Origin of the sequence: Ruegeria atlantica (assembly GCF_013032505.1) — a bacterium.
Taxonomy (GTDB): domain Bacteria; phylum Pseudomonadota; class Alphaproteobacteria; order Rhodobacterales; family Rhodobacteraceae; genus Ruegeria; species Ruegeria atlantica_F.
Genome location: NZ_WQCG01000014.1, coordinates 1 through 16309 on the forward strand (window position 1 = coordinate 1; position 16309 = coordinate 16309).

Annotated in this window: 20 protein-coding genes; 15 read left to right on the forward strand and 5 right to left on the reverse strand. The window is 53.9% G+C overall.

Features of this window, described 5'->3' with window-relative positions:
* Positions 1-124: 124 nt before the first annotated feature.
* Together GOW92_RS23700 and GOW92_RS23705 are read right to left on the reverse strand one after the other, a co-directional pair.
* Positions 125-1231, reverse strand: a complete 1107-nt coding sequence (locus tag GOW92_RS23700) for a ParB/RepB/Spo0J family partition protein (protein ID WP_170565985.1) — start codon at positions 1229-1231, stop codon at positions 125-127.
* Positions 1228-2535, reverse strand: a complete 1308-nt coding sequence (locus GOW92_RS23705; protein ID WP_170565987.1) for an AAA family ATPase — start codon at positions 2533-2535, stop codon at positions 1228-1230. Before GOW92_RS23705 ends, GOW92_RS23700 begins: the two co-directional genes overlap by 4 nt.
* 468 nt (positions 2536-3003) lie before the next feature.
* Here GOW92_RS23705 and GOW92_RS23710 point away from each other — a divergent pair, with 468 nt between their 5' ends.
* Both GOW92_RS23710 and GOW92_RS23715 read left to right on the forward strand, forming a co-directional pair.
* Complete coding sequence (locus GOW92_RS23710; RefSeq protein ID WP_170565989.1) at positions 3004-3687, forward strand: DnaA N-terminal domain-containing protein; 684 nt, start codon at positions 3004-3006, stop codon at positions 3685-3687.
* Between the two features lie 320 nt (positions 3688-4007).
* The gene (locus GOW92_RS23715) at positions 4008-4409 is read left to right on the forward strand and encodes a DUF4172 domain-containing protein (protein ID WP_170565991.1); all 402 of its coding nucleotides are present in this window, start codon (positions 4008-4010) and stop codon (positions 4407-4409) included.
* A 16-nt stretch (positions 4410-4425) separates the two neighbouring features.
* Here GOW92_RS23715 and GOW92_RS23720 read toward each other — a convergent pair whose 3' ends face one another.
* The gene (locus GOW92_RS23720) at positions 4426-4725 is read right to left on the reverse strand and encodes a hypothetical protein (RefSeq protein WP_170565993.1); all 300 of its coding nucleotides are present in this window, start codon (positions 4723-4725) and stop codon (positions 4426-4428) included.
* A gap of 189 nt (positions 4726-4914) precedes the next feature.
* Between GOW92_RS23720 and GOW92_RS23725 the strand changes: the two genes are divergently transcribed.
* From GOW92_RS23725 to GOW92_RS23745, 5 genes are all read left to right on the forward strand, one after another.
* A complete protein-coding gene (locus GOW92_RS23725) occupies positions 4915-5409 on the forward strand; it encodes a hypothetical protein (protein WP_170565996.1) in 495 nt (164 codons plus the stop codon).
* Positions 5384-5710: a hypothetical protein gene (locus tag GOW92_RS23730; protein ID WP_170565998.1), complete on the forward strand. Its 327-nt coding sequence runs from the start codon at positions 5384-5386 to the stop codon at positions 5708-5710. Before GOW92_RS23725 ends, GOW92_RS23730 begins: the two co-directional genes overlap by 26 nt.
* 294 nt (positions 5711-6004) lie before the next feature.
* Complete coding sequence (locus tag GOW92_RS23735; protein ID WP_170566001.1) at positions 6005-6379, forward strand: hypothetical protein; 375 nt, start codon at positions 6005-6007, stop codon at positions 6377-6379.
* 1243 nt (positions 6380-7622) lie between these two features.
* Positions 7623-7967 carry a hypothetical protein gene (locus tag GOW92_RS23740; protein WP_170566004.1) on the forward strand — a complete coding sequence of 115 codons (345 nt, stop codon included), beginning with the start codon at positions 7623-7625 and terminating at the stop codon, positions 7965-7967.
* 145 nt (positions 7968-8112) lie between these two features.
* Entirely contained in the window at positions 8113-8376 is a 264-nt protein-coding gene (locus GOW92_RS23745; protein WP_170566008.1) for a CRISPR-associated protein Cas2, read from the forward strand.
* Positions 8377-8880: 504 nt separating this feature from the next.
* Here the strand turns inward: GOW92_RS23745 and GOW92_RS23750 are convergent.
* Positions 8881-9180, reverse strand: coding sequence for an HU family DNA-binding protein (locus tag GOW92_RS23750; RefSeq protein ID WP_170566011.1), 300 nt, complete (start codon positions 9178-9180; stop codon positions 8881-8883).
* Between the two features lie 829 nt (positions 9181-10009).
* On the opposite strand from GOW92_RS23750, the gene GOW92_RS23755 reads away from it, so the two are divergent.
* The 5 genes from GOW92_RS23755 to GOW92_RS23775 all read left to right on the forward strand — a co-directional run bounded on the left by GOW92_RS23755 (position 10010) and on the right by GOW92_RS23775 (position 12353).
* Positions 10010-10387: a hypothetical protein gene (locus GOW92_RS23755; protein ID WP_170566013.1), complete on the forward strand. Its 378-nt coding sequence runs from the start codon at positions 10010-10012 to the stop codon at positions 10385-10387.
* Complete coding sequence (locus GOW92_RS23760; RefSeq protein WP_170566017.1) at positions 10384-10779, forward strand: helix-turn-helix domain-containing protein; 396 nt, start codon at positions 10384-10386, stop codon at positions 10777-10779. Before GOW92_RS23755 ends, GOW92_RS23760 begins: the two co-directional genes overlap by 4 nt.
* 29 nt (positions 10780-10808) lie before the next feature.
* Positions 10809-11066, forward strand: a complete 258-nt coding sequence (locus GOW92_RS23765; RefSeq protein WP_170566020.1) for a hypothetical protein — start codon at positions 10809-10811, stop codon at positions 11064-11066.
* A 435-nt stretch (positions 11067-11501) separates the two neighbouring features.
* The gene (locus tag GOW92_RS23770; protein WP_170566060.1) at positions 11502-11669 is read left to right on the forward strand and encodes a zinc-finger domain-containing protein; all 168 of its coding nucleotides are present in this window, start codon (positions 11502-11504) and stop codon (positions 11667-11669) included.
* Positions 11670-12353 (forward strand): TIGR02117 family protein, encoded by a 684-nt coding sequence (locus tag GOW92_RS23775; protein ID WP_170566023.1) that lies wholly within the window; start codon positions 11670-11672, stop codon positions 12351-12353.
* Positions 12354-12680: 327 nt separating this feature from the next.
* Here GOW92_RS23775 and GOW92_RS23780 read toward each other — a convergent pair whose 3' ends face one another.
* The gene (locus GOW92_RS23780; RefSeq protein WP_170566025.1) at positions 12681-12986 is read right to left on the reverse strand and encodes a hypothetical protein; all 306 of its coding nucleotides are present in this window, start codon (positions 12984-12986) and stop codon (positions 12681-12683) included.
* Positions 12987-13568: 582 nt separating this feature from the next.
* Here GOW92_RS23780 and GOW92_RS23785 point away from each other — a divergent pair.
* The 3 genes from GOW92_RS23785 to GOW92_RS23795 all read left to right on the forward strand — a co-directional run bounded on the left by GOW92_RS23785 (position 13569) and on the right by GOW92_RS23795 (position 16145).
* Entirely contained in the window at positions 13569-14237 is a 669-nt protein-coding gene (locus GOW92_RS23785) for a hypothetical protein (protein ID WP_170566027.1), read from the forward strand.
* Between the two features lie 27 nt (positions 14238-14264).
* Positions 14265-14693, forward strand: a complete 429-nt coding sequence (locus GOW92_RS23790) for a hypothetical protein (protein WP_170566030.1) — start codon at positions 14265-14267, stop codon at positions 14691-14693.
* Positions 14694-15044: 351 nt separating this feature from the next.
* Positions 15045-16145 (forward strand): hypothetical protein, encoded by a 1101-nt coding sequence (locus tag GOW92_RS23795; protein WP_170566034.1) that lies wholly within the window; start codon positions 15045-15047, stop codon positions 16143-16145.
* Positions 16146-16309 lie beyond the last annotated feature (164 nt).

Sequence of the window (16309 nt, forward strand, 5' to 3'; positions counted from 1 at the left end):
AAATACTATGACGATGTCGATATCGCGGAAAATCCTGCAGCGGATTTGTTGGGGTAATCACCAAAAAACGAAAACGCCGGGCTTTGGACCCGGCGCTTGGTGTTAACAAGGATCTGCTTCAACCTTACCCGTGGGTAAGATTGTCATCCTCCTGCAGGTCGTCAATCAGGGTGGCAATGGCCTTCTCCAATTTTCCCCGATCCACGCGAGTGAAATCCAGATCGTAACGCAGCTCAATCCGGCCACTGGAGGCCGAGCACTTGGCAACCCCTGCCCGGCTCGAAACCTGAAACGTAGTTTTTGCACGGCGCGTCTTACCGCTCCGCGACACTGCAGGTTTCCTCGGCGCGGTGGTCTCCGGCGACACAAAGTCCCGAAGAATGGCCACTTCACGCGGGCCATCCCGATCGGGTTCACTCATCACCGCCGTGCTGACCTGTCGGATCAGTCCGGGATTGGCGTCGAGTTTACGTTTCAGTTCGACCCCCAGATTGCGAGGAATTTCGTTGGGATGAATAAGCACATTGTCCAGCATCATCAGCAAACTGGCGAAGGATCGTATGTAGCTCCGCTTGGTGTAGCTGGCGGACTTGAACAAAATTGCCACGGCCTTGGCCACGTCCGGGCATTCATTCTCTGGGTCCTCAGCAAAGGCCCGCGCCAACGCGCCCATTTCAGCAAAGGAGATGTCCTTGCGGATCAGGTTCTCGTCCACCATGCGCCGGTAGCTGTCATTCAGATCCGTCGCATCGGAAATACCCGCCGGGATTCTGGCATAGGACGCATTGCCGGTTTCCTCATGCAAAGCCCGATACGCGGACAGGCGGCGCATACCCTGAATCAGGTCAAACCGCCCATCCGACCGGCGTTCGAGACGAATGGGATTCGACAGACCGACGTCGCGGATCGAGTCTTTCAATTCCTCCAGTTCAGGATCAGGTCCAGCCGTGCGATCACGGGTAAGCTTTTCAGTCACGATATCCGCCAAGGCCACGTGCTCGGTTACCAATCCTTCAGACCGCAGCCGGACCAATTCATGCGCCAGACGATCGTTCTCGGCGCGGATCGAATCCTCGGTGGATTGCTGGTTGCGCAGCGCGTCGGCGTTTTCCGAAATCGCTGTGGCCATTGGCCCGCGTCTCTTTTCCAGCACCTTATCCGGTACCTTGCCAACCGGGAAGTCATCCGTGGCCGGCATGTCGATGTCGAACATTCTGCGTTTACGGCTCATGCGTCATCCTCCAGCTTGTCCCAGGCCGACAGCATCACGCCTCGGAATTCCTCATACACATTGTCAAAGGTCGAGCGCGCCCGACGCCAGGTCTCGCGGGTCATCTCGCGGTAGTCCATCTCGTAGACCGAACTAAGGAAGCGGCCGGATTGTTCGACAGCGCGGGTCATCTCAACCGGGTACTCCGCGACATGTTCTCCAAACACCTTCCTGAACGCGTCGAACATGGCCAAGTGCAAAGCGTTGCCCGGCTCATACCGCGTCAGCAGGAAGCGCAGTTCGCAGAAGGTTTTTGGCAAGCCGATCTTACCCGTGGGTAAGGTTTTATCGAAACCATAGGCCAGGTCTTCCAGCGCTTCGGCCAGCTGTCCAATGAACGAGGTGGTCGAGTCATACTCCCAATAGCCGGGGCCGGAAGGGACATAAAGCATGTCAGCAGCAAAGACTGCGTTCATCGACTGGTAACCAATCGCAGGTGGGCAATCGAACAGGATCAGGTCATAAGCGTCATCCGGGATCTGATCCAGATAGCGCGACACCGCGGCAAAAAACGACCACTCGGGGTTTAGATGCCGGTACTGCGCCGAGGCAAATTCCACAAAGGCCGCGTTGGCGCAGGAGGGGATGACATCGATGGTCGACCAGGAACTCTGCTTGATGAAGTCCGAGATGCGCAAATCGCCGAGCCCCATATCCGTAATCGACGGCGGCAACTCGCGGCGGGGCAGGGCAGTGCCGGATTCGGCAGCGGCAGGACGGTTGTTCATCCGCTCGGTTTCGCGGATCAGATCGCGCGCCATGATGCCCCAGACGGTGAAATCCTCGGCCACGTCCGTCAGACCCATTGAATGGCTCAGCGTCGCCTGAGGGTCGAAATCCACTACCAGCACACGATAGCCATCTAGCGCGGCGGCGTGGGCCAGATGCAGGGCGACAGTGGACTTGCCCGCGCCACCTTTGAAATTGGCCACGGCTGCGCGAATGGCGCGCTTGCCGGCGGGGCGAGGCGGCATCAGGGATTTGCGATTCACCTTGAGCCGGCGGCGCAGCTCATTCACTTCTTCCAGGCTGAACCAGCGCTGACGGCCATCGGGCTCAACCTCGCCCCCGGGCAGGGAAGGGTCGGCCGCCAGCTTGCCGCGAAAAGTGGACTGATTGACGCGAAAGATCAGCTCGGACACCTCCCAGCTCGAAAAGCGGCGGAGGGTCTTTTCCATCTCCGGGCTGAAGGTTTGCTGGCGAATCCAGCCCTGCAGCTTGAGGGACTGATTGCGCAGGGCGTTCAGGTCTTCGTGCGTGTACATGCCTCAGGTCTCGTTTTTTGGGACGCTATTTTCTATGTTTTTTCTATTTACGCTTGATTTGCGCTTTTTGCAAAAGAATTTATCATAAGAGTGCGATCTTACCCATGGGTAAGAAAACAAAGGGTTCCCAGCCGCCAACCGATTCGGAGGCCCTTTGATTCGACTGCCTCTCAGACCACGGTCCTTGCATCAGGATTTAGGGGGTCATAATAGAAAGCCCTACTCCATTTAGGGGGGCACATCTAGGAAATAAGGGGACGTCCCATATGTCCCCCATCACCAGTACTTCACCCATTTTCTTTTTTAGAATTGGATTTAGATTGGACCAAACTCGAGCTCAAATCAGACTCCACTTGACAGAATCGTCAGTTTGGACGCTAATCAGGTCAACATAGCGAAAAGCGTTGGCAAACAGCGCGGCAGCGGCGGTATCATCCGTCCGAGGCAGATATAGCGGTGAGAACAGGTATGCAGGTTGCAAAACCGGTGGGGCGGAATGCGCCTGCCATAAAATATGACATACTATCGGCTTTGACTGTGCACGCCTTGTCCGGAGACAAGCACCAACAGCGCAGTATTCTTCGCGTCATCGCTCTGATCACCACACGCTATAATTGGCGCAGCAATGAACTGTCGATCGGTAGGGAAGAGATCGCCCGCCTCTGGTCAGTGAACGAACGGACAGTAAAGCGGGAGATGGCCAAGCTGCGGACAATGGGTTGGATCGCTGTCAAACGTCCGGCGGCCCGTGGCCGTGTTGCGGTCTATGAGTTTGATCTGAAGCAACTGATGGTGGACACCTCGGAGGTCTGGCCCACCATTGGCTCCGATTTTCAGGCGCGGATGACCGAAGAGCCGGAAGGCCAAACTAATATCGTGCCGTTCAAGGTTAAACCACCTGCACTCGATTCGCGCGGGACGGATGTCTGGACACAGGTTCAGACCATTCTGCATGGGCGCGACCCCGAGCTTTGGTCCAGCTGGTTCCAGCATCTGACAGAGGCCGACAGGGCAGGGGGGGTAGTGACCCTGATGGCGCCGTCCCGTTTTATGGCCGACTACATCGCGCAGAAGTGGTCGGCGCGTCTGCTTGCTGTCTATAGCCGTGTTGACCCCGACGTGCGCAGCCTGCGCTTTGAAGCGGCTGAATAGGATCGCCCCAAGGAATACATGCGTCACCAGGCGTTATGCTAAGGGCGGTCATATCAAACTTGCGGGGACGCAAGGCCGTATAAGCGAGGCACCGCTGTTCTTCCGGTTCGGGAACACCATCGAGCAGTGGCCACATGCTAACCTTTTTGCAGTTTGGCACGGCGGCCTGGATATTTCTCGCCAGGTACTTTCAATACCGCGATCCGTTTGGTCTTGAAGCGGAACTGCCACGACGCGCCGGGCGATACCCTAGCTTCGATTGATTTGAACCAAACAATTATTCAGATCAAAATGATTGGAAAGTGTTTACCAATCTCCTCATGACGCAAGTCTGGCAATCCAAATACTGGCCCAAATTCACTTATGACCATGAGCGGGTAGAACCGTACCTAGCAACATCATCTCAAATGGTCGGTGAAGTCACAGGCCTCATTGACGGGCCTCCGGATACCGACCGGGAGGAGTTTCACCTTTCGCAACTTGCCCAAGAGGCCATCTCCTCTTTTGCAATCGAAGGAGTGCCCTTGGACGAGACCGAGATCCAGGCCTCAATTGTTGCGTCACTGAAGCACCGTGACAGGCGCGGTGCAATTGCAAGTGGGCTACAAGGGTTACATCGCTTTGGCGGCGGCGATGACAAAAGCAACGTTGATGACACGGCCTACGTCGTCGAGAGCGAGTCCCCTGCTCCGATGAAGGAGGGGAGACGAGAACATCTCTGAAGCAGTTTGAAAGGGTTCAGGGTTTGTTGCTGTCGATCCAGCGGGACATCAAGGTGCGGTCGCGGAAACACTCATCCGGGACCGCACTGCGTTTAATGCGGGCGATGCGCTCAGCGAAGGCGACTTGTTTGGAGCTGGGCCTGGTGTCGCAGGCACGCGGGGTGGCCAACTGAGTGTCGATCCACTGACTGAGCTGGCGACGGTCTTGCAGAGCCTCCCAGGGGAGAGCAACGTTTTGTCTCTCGGCAATTTTGCGAGCATAGGCCAGCTGCTTTTGCGTAGCTGGCAGCGCTTCGGCTTTGATGGTCTGGGACATGGCAGTATCCTCTTTCAGCATCAGCCCCAATATAGAACAAAGAGGGGGTAAGCGCAATCCATATAGTGAATTACTCAATTCGAGATACCATATATAGTGCTATCCCCACGATACCGCTGAAAGTCAGCATTGACTTACTTGGGGTTCGATCCGCTGGGGGGATTGGGGTTCTTGAAAGGGAAGTGTTTGATGGTAGCCACCCGGGAGTATGGACACAACCGATCAGCTTCGGCGTCCGGTATCGTGCTGATCATGATTGCCTGTTTCGAGCTCTATATCGCTTTTGCCACCGCCATCATCGCGTTTGGTTTTGCCGGATGGTCCAGCTCGCGGCACATCGCAATGTGCTATTTCAAACGCGCCGCCGAAAAGGTGCTGAACCTGTTTATGGCGCTGTTCCGTGGCGTGCTCATATCCCAACTCGCAACCTTCGATCTCAGCGAGAGGAAGGGCCAGGCTATGATGCTAGCGGTTTTCCTGGCAATTCTTGCTATAATGATGACCTGCGCGCCCGACGCCGTTGAAGAGGTCCTGACAGGCCACGCCGGAAACTCCCTCGCCGGACAGATCGCCCGAATGATTGGGAGTGGGGCATTTAGAACTGCGCGGCGGGTCGGGGGTGGGACGTTTCAAACCTTAAAACAGATCGGGGGGGGAAATGACACAACCAGGAACCGAACATAACCACGTCGAAGGTCGCATGGCGCTGATCAGGAAAATCGAGGCCATCTGTGCCACTCCGAAGGATGCACTGAATGTAGAATTTACGGGCATCGTACTCATCGTTCTCACGGCCCTCATCGAAAACGGTGGTGCCCTGTCCGTAAATGGCACAGCGGCGGATGCTCGGGAACGGCCCGGTGGACCGCCGAGGGTCGTTTTGCGTCTTCACGGGCTCGAAGTGAGTGGACAGAATATGGAGGAGGCCATAAGCAGCTGGCTTGAGGCCGCCAGAGACAACCTGGACAGGAGGGTTGTCACATAACCGACGGCACCAAAAAGTACCCGGTCAATTGCGCCTGCATGTAGAGTCGAACGCGCTCCGCTTCACAATCGCTGCTTTTGATCTGCATACTGGCCCACGAATTCAATGAAACCACGCGCGCTTTAGATACCTTGTGACTCCGTTTGGAATGTACCCGCTGCACAAGAATTTCAGGTTAAGAGCTGTTATATTGAATATAGCAGAGTGCTAACTGCAGGGATGGGTTCTGCCGCTCGTAGACCCGCGTTACGACAAGGCAAGCCAGGAGGGCTTCAAGAGCATGGACGTCGAGCAATGAACCAACACAGTACAAATACGCCGAGATCGGACACTCCTCCTGATCCACCTTTCACCAAAATCCGTCAGGTCGAAGTGCGCAAAGGCCTGTTTGTGACGATTACCGTGGGGTATCGCAGCACAGATGCGACAGAGCCTTGCGTGGTGCTTTTTGGCAGCGGCGTACCGGATGATTCACATCTCAACTGGAAATACCGTGACGGCTGCGTGATGATTTCCTGGGCGCTGGAAAACGGTGTCCGCCTCGATCAGCTGTCGAAGTTTCTGCGCGAGCCGGAGTTCGAAACACATACCATCGAAATTGTCCGGAAAATCCTGCAGGTGGTCCGGATCGCTCCTGAATGGCCAGATGTGGCGGGGCGTGGCCAATGAGGGCGCAAATCCTGTCCGGCGCGATGTTACCTGCGGTGCTCCGGCCGAACTGGCGACCGCGGAGACCCGGCCTACACCCATCGACGCGCGTACTGCCGGGATGCTGGATTTCATCGGTTCGCTGGAAGGGCTTTGCAGGACAAATCATGTGAAGAGTGTGGTTCCTCTTTCTCGGAAGCCGCCAAACGTTTTCTTTGGAAGGCGCTGAAGAATTTAAAGTTTTGCGAGCAGCGTCGTTGTCCCACACAGATAGAGCCCCCACCTACGCCGCCGACCTCGGCGAACTGAAGGATGAAAGCAAAAGTGCACACGCGGCGGAACATCAGTAGGTGAAATACCACAACAATATTGTCCAGACCGATTACGGAAAGCTGACGCAGTCGAGACGGTCATCTGATCCTTGTCTGGTGGGGCGGGCGTCGAGCAGGCCATCTATCAGGATCTTTCCTGCGAACATCCTTGTTGCCGTAAGCCACAGCCAAAGCGCGCGCTGCGCGAAGAGTGAGGTTCATGATCCAGTTGTTCACGCTTGCAAAGTTGTAACCGGCCTCTCGTGTTTTGTTCGAATTGAGAAGACGCGCACCTTGCCGGATAGCCTAAGCGATACCAATTTTGGGAGACCCTATTCGTAAGGTCAGTGCAGCTACTCCGATGCTCGCTATTATCCTTAGTGATTAAGCTGTTAACTGCTCAGTAGGAACGCAGATTCCCTTTATTTCAAGAGGCCGCGTTTCTAATTTTTTCCTGCTTTTCAGGAAAAGCGTAGCCAGCCTCACGATTTGGCGTAAGTTAGCGAGTTTCAAAGTTTAACGAGAGAGCGTCGTTGAGGCTGGCTGCGTAGCTTTTGATAAGAGTATGGCCTGGCGCAGGGAAGGTAGTTGGCCCAGGGCCAGCGTGATGACTGCCAGACTATAGAATGCCCACGCGGAATAGGAGCGCTGAGCAACAGCCCGCCAGTTTCATTCAAACACCGCAGTTCTCCATGTAACATTAAAGCAGGCCGGTGTGTAATCGGCTGTGTATTAGCTGGTGTCGTGCCTTTGATCGCCGGCCAAGTAACCGGGATGGGCGGTTGATTTTTGTTGTCCGCGGCGATACATTTTTCCTGAAGTTATCTCGAAAGAGAAAGCTCAGCCCCTAAGCCATCGGTGTGCCCGCACTGGTGGCTTTTCCATTTTAAAGGTGTATGGCAGAATCATCTTTAACGTGTTTAACTTTACCGGAAAACAACCTGGGATAGAGAATGGCTGCAAAACCGGACATAAGTTGGACTGGCATTTCGGGGATGGGCTACGGTTTTTGGATTTACAAAATCGGTAAGCGTTTCACTGCGGATACGGTCGGAGTGTACATATATGCCAGACGAACGAGCAAAGGCTACGAAGCCGTTTATATCGGTCAGGGCATTCTGAATAGCAGACTTGACTGCCATGAGAGTCAGGGCTGCATAAAAAAGAAAGGCGCGACGGAAATTCACTGCTGTTCTGTCGGCTCGCTACCACTACGCCGCAACATGGAGAAGGACCTTCTGGCAGGGCATATCGAGGCGTACGCACCAACTGGGTGCAACGAAAAGGTTGATGGATAGTTGGCTACAACTCCGTTTTCCGAACAACGAGTGGCGCGACTTCACCGTTTACGTAGTTTGCCTGCTGAGAGCACCGTCGGGTCGCACGCGCAGGCTCGCTTATGCGTGAACTTCTCTAACCACCTTCAATCAGGAGATAACTTGTATGGCTTACTTTGCTATTTCTTATGATTTGGTCGCTCAGAACGGTTACAAACCGTTATTCTGCCGCCTTGAAGAATTAGGGGCTGTAAAAACGCAACTTTCCTTTTGGTTAGTTAAATCGAACAACACTGCTCAAGAAGTGAAAAACGATCTCGAAGACTTCATTGATGACAATGATCGACTGATGGTAATTGAGTTCAGTAAAAGGCCAAGGTTTAATTGGGGCTTTAAGGGAACCAGAAAATGGATTGAGGACCGGTTCTAGGGTCGGTCGGTTGCGGGGCGGCAGGGTATTTTGGGGTTCGCACGGCAATCTGCTAAAAAAGCTCAAGGGTATCTTTGCTTTGCTGAGGCGGCACAACGGTATACCTGCAGTGTCTGATCAGGCGTAGACTCCAATCTTGGCGCGCGGGTTTCAGGTTGCCGCAAGCTTTTCTCGTTTCTCCACCGCTTTTGTAAAAGCCGTTTGGCGAATTACTTGTGAGGTCAGAGTAAGACAGTTTCACATAGGTTCGCGAAACTAAAACAAGTTGTCTGGCAATGCCGCTGCGCAGGCAACCGACTCGATCATGTCGAGCATCTCAGCGGGCCATGCCAGGTCTGGATTGGCGTCGGCGTTTTCCGTTGCGGGAATGTAATCCGAGAAGGCCTGGTACGATGCGGAACTGGCAGATCAGCGGCGTTTCGAGTAACTTAATTCTGTCAGATGCGCATATCCCGGCCTGCAGATCAAACCTCGGTGGTGTTCCGGCTCGCGCTGCGATGGATGTCAATTACGTCGACTGCCCCGACCATTGATCTGTGCGATGATGGTCTTGCCAGGCCGGAAGCGAGGTAGGCAGGAGGGGCCCAAATCGAATGTTTCACCAGTACGTGGATTGCGCGACTTTCGTGGTGGGTAATGTTTGACCTCAAAGCTGCCGAAGCGCCGGATTTCGACCCGGTCGCCACGTTCCAGCCCAGCAGCAATGTCTTCGAAAATGGCGTTAACGGCTTTGCGAACGGCCCGCTTTTCTATCGTCTGGCCCAGTTCCTGGTAGACGGCGGTGATCAGTTCCGATTTGCGCATCTGTAGTCTCCTGTGATGAATTTCGTCGCGTTGCACCCGCCGCTGTGTTGCACGCGAGGGTCAAGGAGGAGAACAACCTTAGGTTGAGTATCATCTCTCATGTCCGACAAAGCAAGCCGATGATTCTTACGGGCGGTGCGCGGCTGATGCGTGTGGGATGGCCATTGGATATGGGGACGCAAAGATGGACCAAACGATCCCGATGGTGCGGAGAAGGTCGTATTGAAACTGGCGCTTAACTGGCAGGAGCAGCGGGTGCTGATCACGCGGTGGCGTCACTTGACCGGTCAGCTCACACTGAACTCGAAACTGCGGTTGCGCGGTTGATGCCAACGGTCTTCGCACACATAAAGGGGCCGCAGGGTGCGCCGGGTCCTTGGCATGACCAAGCCCCTGTTTGGGGATAAAGCGCGTGGGCTTCCGGCTCAATCTGAGTACGATCGGTTCTGTTGTGTCGGTGGATACCTTGAGCATGTGCCTCCCACGTATGGACACCGCAGTTGGCGGCAGGGTGTTCATGAGATGCCCAACTTCGAGCTGAGGTGCTTTGAATTGGGAGGGCAACGCGCTGCTTGCTACTGGCAAATTAAAAAGCTTGCGAGGTCACTGCCAAGAGCTTGGCCCGGTTCAAACCTGACTGCGTTGCCGTCGCCGACAACACCGTATGGAACCAAGGAAATAGCACACCTGTGAGTGATAGCCGGACCTTGAATTTCGAGCGGTTTGCCAAAAACACGTGAAAAATCAATGGGAACAGGTTAGGCTGCTCCTATACTCAAATATTTATCAAATATTCATTTGAAGTGATATCATTTAAAGGATATATTCAATGACAGACAAGCGTGTTGTGGACACTCTACCAGGAGCCAAAAAAGAAGTTCTCGATACTTTGGAGACGCTAAGCGAAGAATGCATAAACGGTGTTTTGATGGTTCTTATGGAACTCGAAAATCCAGATCCGGCGATCCAGCCAAATCTCGAACACCGTTGCGGACTGCTGGATGACAAATATGAGATTATCTCGCTTCCGATTCCGGATTGCCGAAAATATCGACTCGTCATTTCGATCGCTTCCAAGGACCTGATCGATGGGGACATTCACTATCATGGAGCCGCCCCAGCGGGAAAGTACACCTGCGAAACCGGCAAAAACCTTGCGGCAAGTCAATACAAACTCGTGAACCCAGTATGGGAGCCCAAATCATGAAACCCAATGAACTGCATAAAGAGCTGATCAAAATCCGTCCCGGACTCGAAGAGTTTCTGGACAGGAATGAGCGCAAGAGAAACCTTGCCCTGGCGCTGCGCAGCATTCGCAAGCGGGCCGGGCTGACACAGGAGCAAGTGGCCGAACTCACTGGCATGAAGCAGAACGCGATCTCAAAGCTGGAGTCGCCGTCCGGACCAATGCCGAACACAGACACTCTGCACCGCTATGCCGAGGCCTGTGGTGTTGTCGCGACAGTTGGCTTCTATGGTGCCCCTGTGCCACCAAAGGATCCAAAGAAGAAAGTCAAAAAACCCCGGCAGCTCGTGAGCGCTGTTTGCGGAGGTGAATTTCCGGACGAGAAATTCCAGGTTGCGATGGCACCCCTCTAATGAGCTGGATTCCCGTCGCACAAAACGTAATGACCTTTTTCGGCATCGCGATCCTCGCAGTGCCGGTTTGGTCCATGAATGTCCGCAAGAAAAGCTTGCACAAGATCAAGCAGGAAGTCGACCAGCGCCGACAAAAGGGCGACACCAGTGTGGTCAATGCTGTTGCGGAAATCCTGCAGGAACGTCGCGAGGACAGCGTCAACACATGGCGTCGTGCTGACGAGACTTGCCTGATCATCGGCTACGTTCTTTTACTTGGTTCTGCCCTCTGGCGCATTTTTGCCTGACCCGCGGTCCAAGCCGAAAACCTATCCCGCATGCATTGTCGGCGTGTTTCGGCATGATTTCTTGCATCAATGCAACGAGGGTTAGCACCCGCTGCCCGATGATGTGCCGCGCCCGTGCCATCACTTTCCAACCCGCCCAAAGATGCGCGCCGTCCTCACTGCCATTCGCCGACTGCCACCCAGATCAAACTGAACCAAAGAGGCTCGGCAAGTCTGCCCAACTCACTGGAAAATGAAGCCGTAGGATCGTCGATGGCATCGGCGGGAGGCATATTTTGTCAACCCTCGGTCAATTCTGCGATTGCTGGCACCCTTCGTGAAAAAGACCCCTTGATCTGCCAACCTCGCGACGTAACCATACCTCGGAGACAACAAACCTGGGGAATGTCAGATTACATGCCCGCTGGGCCGACAACCAAAGAAGGATCGCCAGCCGTGACCATCGAAGCGCCGGAAACCAAAGTCGTTGAATCCGCTCGCGATGCCTGTGATGGCGCAGTGGGCCGTTTGCGCCTCTGGTTGCAAATCCCCGAAGACACTGGCTTGGTCGAATGCCCGCATTGCGATTGCAAATACGTGTTGAAAGGGCGCGAGGCTGGGTGAATGCGCAAAGCGGGGCTGCGCATTGGCCTGAGTTTGTTTGCCCCCATCGGGGTTTACTTTCTGGCCGCAACGCTTGGCGCGGTCATTCCCGGCAACTGGCCCAAAACGGCCGGGCCCGGTACGATTGAGGTTCAGCTCATCCGCGGACCCATTCACTACGACTTCCTCATTCCGCTGACACCTGCAACCCGAAACCGATTGGACGACTTGCGGCGCGCGGGGGTTCCGGTCGATCAGCCCGAGATGCAATGGCTGATGGTCGGATGGGGCGCTCGCGAATTCTACACAACCGCCGGTACCTATGCAGACGTGACCATCGCGGCGCTTTTGAAAGGGTTAACGGGCGACCAATCGGTTCTGAGGGTTGATGCGTTCGGCCCCTTGCGACCCGACCTCGACCTGCCCCACATCCGCATGGACCGAGCGCAATTCGCTCTGTTTCTGGATGCGGTCGATGCGAGTTTCTCCCGCTCGGATCAGGGGCATCTGGTGCCGTTGCAGGTTGCGGGGTTCTCCGCGACCGACCGGTTCTTTGTCGCCAATGGCCGTTTCGATCTGTTCCGCACCTGCAACGTCTGGATCGGTGAGGTGCTGCGCGACGCCGATGTCAGGTTCGGGCTTTGGGTCCCGCTTCCGTTTTCGGTCACGCTGTCGCGGTGGCTCTACCAGTCTGTGCCAGAGTAATCCTGCCGCAGCCTTGCCGCGATTTGGTGCAAAACCCCAGCTGTAACCGAATGCGCGTTAAACTCTGAACTACACCAAATTCAACCAGCCGACCCAATGATTGAAATATGAAGGGCAACTTTTGTTGGCGTTCCGTGTTTTCGCCTAAGTTTTGACCAAGCAGGTCAAGCAGATACGGCACTCGATCCGGAGTGCGCGGCTGGCCATGGGGCAGGCCGGCGGTAGAGAGAAAGAGATCTTCTTGTCGTGGTGACTTTCATCACGTGAACGAGGTGATCACCATGGCCAGGCCGAAATTCAACATCTACCAGCAGGTCACACACACGATCATGGCTGCGCTGAAATCCGGGATATTGCCTTGGCGCCAGCCCTCGAGCGGTCGCGGCGGCGGCGGATCTCAGAGATGTCCGGGCCGATGCACATGTCCTCACCTGCCTGGACGATCCGGATGTGGTGATCATGGCCGATATCCTGCATTCGCGTTGCGCCCTGCCGTGATGCGTTTGCGTGCCTGCACTGTGTCCGGGTGGGGCAGGGGGCAACAAGGAATGCGCCCAGATCCAGGGGTCGTTCAGCCTGGCCCATCCGATACACCATCGCATGGAAGCTCTGCACCACGGTGAAGACCGCCACGCCAGCCGCCTGAAATCTGAGCCTAAGCCTGCCCTGGGGGTCGACGTGACGGTGACAAACCCGTTTGTGTCATACACCGGGTTGCAAACGGGTATCGGTCTCACCGTGACCTCCCCCTGGCCCGGTTTTGGTGCTGTGGCCCCTAGCCTTGACGCAACTAACGGGTTAGTTTACTCAGAGATAATGCAAGCTCAGGTTGAATCGCAGTAAGGAACTCGCCTACGGTGCCAACACCTCGCTGATCAAGGACGCAGTGACATATAAGAAAGTTTGGGAACCCCTCCTTGGGCTAAATGCCCCGTGAGAGAAGCAGCAAGGAAAACAGCAGTTGCCATATCCAACTGAACAGACTGAACTTAACATACCCGATGCTCGAAAGAAGATGCGCCTGGTGACGAGATTGATCGCACTGGTTACAGAATTTTGGGCGCTTTACCCTAGCGCACTGAAACTGCTGGTTTGTTTGAAGCCCGACCGCTGCCGTCAAATTCATGCTTTTGACGATCTGGGAATTTGTTAAGCATAAGCGGCCATTAAAGAAAGATGACTTCCACTTAAAGCTGAGTAACTTGGAGGTACGACGTGCCACAACGTAGATTTAACATCAATTCGGTGAAGCCGAAACTGGCAGGCGCAGCTTTCATTGTAGCACTGATGTTTGCGGTATTTCATCTGCCCCGCGCTGCGATCTCACAAACCTCTCCTGCTGAGGCACTGACGGCTGCTCTTACAGAAATGGGGTATTCCCAAATTGCTATAGATAGTTGCGTCTTAACGTTTGAACGCGCCATTGAGCCAAGTGAAGCAAACAATGGTTTGTATAAGTATGAGCGCTTCATCAACCTGAAGACTATCGACTTCTCCAGCGGCTATGAGGTCATCGAACGCAGCACTGAGCGAGGCCCGTTGTTTGTCGTTCTTATGCCCCTCAATGATCTCTACTACGATATCGAACCAGAGTTGCTGCGCTTCAGGTTATGGGCAAAAAAGGAGTTCCCAGCCTCAAACTGGCCTTTTCACTTTTCCAGTAGACAAGGTGCTGAAACACCGATGATTGAGATGGAGATTTGGAAGCAGGTCCCTGGTATTTCCAATTTAAATAGATGGAAAAATTACACTAAATTCGGCTCATCTACAGGTATTCCTCCAGAGTTTAGAATGACCTATTTCCGGCAGGAAGACCTGGAAAAATTTATGCTTTCATTCATTGAGTATGCGTCATTCGCCGATTGTAAAGCTCCAACCGAATAGATCGTTAGACTACTGAAGGAATGAAACATGGCTGGTGAAGACCGTGATCACTTGAGTTTTCCCAACACGAATGACCTCTGGTCCATGACGGACAATCAAATTCAAAGGGAAATAGATCGGGCAAAAAGCATTGCCGACTATAGTAACTCGCTTCAGACGGATGGTCGCGCTCTCGATTTCGCCTTCAAGGCTGGTGACTATCTCGGGGGCAGGATTGCCAAAAAAATCGGTGAAGCTTGGGAAGGAGCCTGGGATGTTTTCACGGAGTACTCAGGAAGTGTTGGAATTCGAAACGAACTTACGACAGAGATCGGGGCAACCAAGGGAAAATGGCGCGATGCACAGGATTTTATAAGTTCGGCTGAAGGAGTCCTCGAATTCAGAGACAAACACTACCCCTTTGAAGGCTACGAGGGTAATCCAAGAGATATTCGAGACACGAGTGAAATTAAATGACTAACAAAAAACCTGACGTTGGTACAATACATTCTACAAATAGTCCGGGTGTTGTAATTGATATCTTTGGAAACGGGGTGTTAACATTTGAACCCTCTCCATCATCAGGATACTCTTGGAATTGGGCGACTGGGCAATCTGTCCAGTATGATTTTCCCGTTACCCGACTCGAAGGTTCGAAACAGGTCGCCGAGATGGCGGCAACCAAGTTAACGGGTCCAGAACAAAACCGCCTTGGCGCTAAAACTCGCTTCGGTTAGCGGGCAAAAATGCCCAACCGATCGCCTCTCGACTTCAACTTCTTTGAGCAGCCCGCTATTTTGAATTGAGTGAAGCTAAGGAATTCTCGATTTGCAAAATTCTAAATCTAACGAGGAGCGGTTACGCAGCTTAGATCAACTCGCTTTGTTGGTCGAAAATCGGTCATTAATCGACTATGATTTCAATCGCGCAATAGGCATGCTCACTCAAGACTTGAATTTTATTTCTGATGCAATTCGCCGTGACACGAACGCGTGGAAATTGAACAGGGCGTTTCATGCGGTTCACGTGCCAAGTTTTTTTGCGGTTATGTCGATGCTGGACAACATCGACGAAATGATTTCCGTCAAAGAAGACGAGCGGCACGAGATTTACACTTCGATCAATCGTGCGGCCCAGTTGGCATCCTCTGCACGTGAACGGATCGAACAGGCTGCGATTGTTGAGGCCAAGGTCGAACTCAGCGTGCTTGCCAGTTATGCGCCGACAACCGCACAGGAATTCAAGAAAGCATCGCTCTTCGAACGAACGCGCGATGGCGTATTATCGGCCTCCAACACTACCCTGCAACGGGCCAAGAACAGCGTTGACGTTGTTCCAAACATGGTTGGAGCGTTGAAGGAAGGTGTTTCGGCTTCTCTTGAACGCGCGAACGCTGTTCCAGTACTAGCATCCAATTTACAACGGACGTTAGGCGGAGTGATGTCAGACAACATCACCAGGCCTATTGCGATGCGACTACAGGCCGGCGGCAAAGCACTCACTCGCGGGGCAGGTGCTGGCGTTGGTCTCGGCGTTACGGCCGCAATTCTGTTTCCCCCTTTTCTTCCAGTCAGCGCCGGAGCAGCTATTCTCGTTGCAATGCAGTCTTGGCGAAAAGAAATGGAGAAAGCTCAAAGGCTCAGCGGACAAGAGCGGGATGAACGGATTGCCGAACTAAAGGCAGAAAGGGCAATGGCCCTTCTTCAACTAACAAATGGAGCGCCTTCGGTTCAGATGGAAAACGAGGAGTTCAGTTTGACGCTTGACGCCGAGACCGGAGAAGCGGATGCGCTCATTTTGAAAGGGGAGCACTCAGGGCGAACATGGTCTGAATTATCCCCCCTTGAAAAAGCCGAAACTGTTGCACTGTATGCTCAGGGAGCCGATGCTCTTTTGAAGATTCTCGATTTCGGGAGCGAAAATCTCTAATTTTGCGAGAGTATTTTCGACATTCATGCAAGCGCTGTTTTCGGCACTAACGGTTCGCGGTCATCATTTCTCATGACGCAGCGATCTGGGCATCAGCACTTCTTTGTGGACTGGATGTTAACGTGACAACACCCCTGACCATGCTCTTGACACAACTAATGGGT